The sequence below is a fragment of the Streptomyces synnematoformans genome (assembly GCF_039531005.1).
GTDB lineage: Bacteria > Actinomycetota > Actinomycetes > Streptomycetales > Streptomycetaceae > Streptomyces > Streptomyces synnematoformans.
The window spans coordinates 1-3118 of sequence record NZ_BAAAPF010000508.1 but is presented as its reverse complement, the minus strand read 5'-3'; the positions used below and the strand labels follow the sequence as shown (position 1 = coordinate 3118).

The window sequence follows — 3118 nt, the reverse complement described above, 5'->3', positions numbered from 1 at the left end:
CGAGCGCGTGGTGCAGATGGTGCCGCGCGGCCCGCGGCGGCAGCAGGGCCCGTACCGAGGCGGCGCCGAACACCGCCGCGAACGCCACGGGCGGCCACGCCGCCGGCCCCGGCGGGTCCGCGGGCAGCGCCATCGCCGCCATCCCCAGCCCCATCAGCGCGTCCCCGGCGGCGCCGCGGCGCTCCTCGGCGGCGAGGGCCCGCATCCGCAGCAGGCACAGCCCGCCGACGGCCGCGCCCAGCACGGTCAGCAGCAGGCCGGCGAGCGGTGGTCCGTGCATCCGCGGGCCCCCTCGGACGACGACGGCGTCGGCCCCGCGGCACGACTGCGGGGACCGGCCGACGCCGGCCCGGGCGCAGGGCGCTTCCGGCGGAAGGCTGCCCGCGCCCGTGCACCCGCACGCGAGCGCACGGGTGCAAGGAGGGCGCAGGGGAGCGCGCGACGGCGGCTCAGGCGGTGAAGCGCACCGTGTGCTTCATCCCGGGGAAGTCCGTCACGACGCCCTGCAGGCCCAGGCCGCGGGCGAGCTTCAGCTCCTCGGGAGTGTTGACGGTCCAGGCGATGACCCGCAGCCCCGACTCGTGCGCGAGGTCCGCCAGCTCCAGCGTCAGCCGCCGGATGTTCAGCGACAGCATCCCCGCACCGACCTCGCGGGCGCGCTCGACCACCCCGAGGCCGTAGTGGCTGGCGACCAGCACCCGCGGCACGTCGGGCAGCAGCCGCCGCATCTCCGTCAGCGCCTCGTCGTGGAACGACAGCACCTCGACGCGGCCGGCGAGGTCGTGCGCGGTCATGGCGTCGGCGAGGGCCTGGGCGGCCGCGGCGTCCTTGATCTCGACCTGCAGCCGGCCCCGCACCGCCTCGACGACCTCGTCGAAGGTCGGCACCCGCTCGCCCCGGCCGGCGTCCAGCTCGCGCAGCTCGGCGAGCGTGAAGTCGGCGATCGCGCCCTGGCCGTCCGTCGTGCGGTCCACGTCGGGGTCGTGCATGACGACCAGGTGGCCGTCCTTGCTCAGATGCAGGTCGAGTTCGATGGCGTCCATGCCCTCGCGGTCCGCGCGGACGAACGAGCGGAGGGTGTTCTCCGGCTCGACGCCCATCAACCCGCGGTGACCGATGGTCAGAAATGACACTGCGCTCTCGCCCTCCGTCGGCGGTCCGTCACAGACTGGCGCAAAGCCTAGGCCAATTCGGGGAGATCGACACCGGTCGTGCGGCGTCCTGACGGCGGGGCGCGGGTGGGCCGCGCGCGGGCCGGGGGCGGGGTCACCCGGAGGTGGGTGTGTCCTCCCGGAGGCCCGCTCTGACCCTCGTGCATCGAGGAGAACGGGAAGGACCAGGGGGTAAACCTCTGATCGCCGCAAGATTTACGTTCCGTACCCGTGGGCTGCGCAAGACTTCCCGGAGGCCCGCTTGAGGGAGATCGTCAGACAGCGATACGGTAGGGGGACAGGAAGTTCTTAACGTAGGAGTGGTCCATGACGGAAATTCTTGCTTCCGCGACAGCGGAAGGTGACGTTCTGTCCGCCGCGGACGCCCCGCGCATAGTCGAGCACCCCGCCTGGGCGCGGCTGAAGGCCGCCGTCGAGGAGATCCGCCCCTGGCAGTCGAAGGACGGCTCCGTCGACTTCGAGGCCGAGGGTGCCCCGGCGCGCTCCACCGCCGAGGACGCCGTCGAGCGGGCCGCCGCCGCGGTGCGGGAGCTGTCCCCGCTGGTGCCGCACGACGCCGCCTATCACGACGCGGTCGTCGCCGACCTGCGGAAGTGGGCCGCGAACGGCTTCGGCGTGCCCGACTTCCTGGACTCGGTGCTCGCCTTCCACCCCGCCGGCCACCGCGCCGACGGGCTGCAGCACCTCGTCGTCTTCCCCATGTACACCCAGAACGGCAACCCGGACCGCAACTTCGAGGCCGTGGTTATCCGGGTCGTCTGGCCCGGCTGGCTCGCCGAGCTGGAGCGCACCCGCTACGACAACCCCATGTTCCTCGGCATCACCTTCGAGGACTTCACCTCCGGGTACGACACGAACTCCGCCGTGCTCTTCCCCGAGACCATCGCCATGCGCGAGGTTCCGCCGCGCTTCACCTGGGGCGCCATCTTCTGCGACCGCGAGGCCGCCCGCTTCCGCCGGGTCAGCACCGCGGCCGTCGAGGCCACCGGCCTGGAGCTGCCCGAGGACGCCCGCGGGCTGCTCACCGACCAGGAGCGGGCCCAGCAGGCCTTCGTGCTGTGGGACATGGTCCACGACCGCACCCACAGCCACGGCGACCTGCCGTTCGACCCGTTCATGATCAAGCAGCGGCAGCCGTTCTGGATGTACGGCATAGAGGAGCTGCGCTGCGACCTCACCGCCTTCCACGAGGCCGGCAAGCTCGCCGCCGACGGCTACCCGCAGGGCCGCGACGTGCAGTACACGGTGCTGATGGACCGGCTGTTCCGCTTTCCCGTCACCGGCGAGCGCAACCGCAACTACGACGGCCTCGGCGGCCAGCTGCTCTTCGCCTACCTGCACCGGCACGACGCGCTGCGCTGGACCGACAACCGGCTGTCCGTCGACTGGGACCGGGCCCGCGAGGTCACCGGCCGGCTGCGCAACGAGATCGAGACGCTGTACCGCGAGGGCATCGACCGCCCCAAGCTGGTGCACTGGTTCCGGGCCTACGACCTGGTCTCCGCCTACCTCGCCCCGCACCCCGGCTCCACCTGGGCCAAGGGCCCCGACGCCCTCGACCTGGACAAGCCGCCGCGGAAACTCGTGGACGACGTGCTCCCCGACGAGTTTCCCCTCAGCATGTTCTATGAGGCCCTTGCCAAGAAGCTGCGCAAGGTGATCGAGTCGACCCGGGGCATCACGGCCGAGAGCGCCGAACTGGCGGAGGCCGCGTGACGGACCCCGCCGTCGGTAGGGCAGCCGAGGAGGAGAGCGTCATGAGCCCCGGGGCACACGGCAGGAACGGAGGCGGCGGCCCGCTGGACGGAGCGGTCGTCGCCGTGGCGGGCGGGGCGGGACCGGCGGGCCGGGCGACGCTGCGGCGGCTCGCCGAGGCGGGCGCCACCGTCGTCGGCTGCGACGCGGGCGCCGAGCGGCTCGCCGAGGCCGCCGCCGCGGCCCGGGAG

The 3118-nt window shown here is 73.2% G+C and carries 3 protein-coding genes and 1 pseudogene; 2 read left to right on the top strand and 2 right to left on the bottom strand.

Annotated elements, in window-relative coordinates:
• Together ABD317_RS35235 and ABD317_RS35230 are read right to left on the bottom strand one after the other, a co-directional pair.
• Positions 1-280 (bottom strand): DUF5134 domain-containing protein (locus ABD317_RS35235; RefSeq protein ID WP_344295786.1); only part of this gene is annotated, 280 nt, incomplete at its 3' end.
• Positions 281-449: 169 nt separating this feature from the next.
• A complete protein-coding gene (locus tag ABD317_RS35230) occupies positions 450-1133 on the bottom strand; it encodes a glycerophosphodiester phosphodiesterase (RefSeq protein ID WP_344295784.1) in 684 nt (227 codons plus the stop codon).
• 345 nt (positions 1134-1478) lie between these two features.
• Here ABD317_RS35230 and ABD317_RS35225 point away from each other — a divergent pair, with 345 nt between their 5' ends.
• Positions 1479-2888 carry a DUF6421 family protein gene (locus ABD317_RS35225; protein WP_344295782.1) on the top strand — a complete coding sequence of 470 codons (1410 nt, stop codon included), beginning with the start codon at positions 1479-1481 and terminating at the stop codon, positions 2886-2888.
• Positions 2889-2929: 41 nt separating this feature from the next.
• Positions 2930-3118 (top strand): annotated as a pseudogene (locus ABD317_RS35220) (short-chain dehydrogenase); the annotation flags it as partial.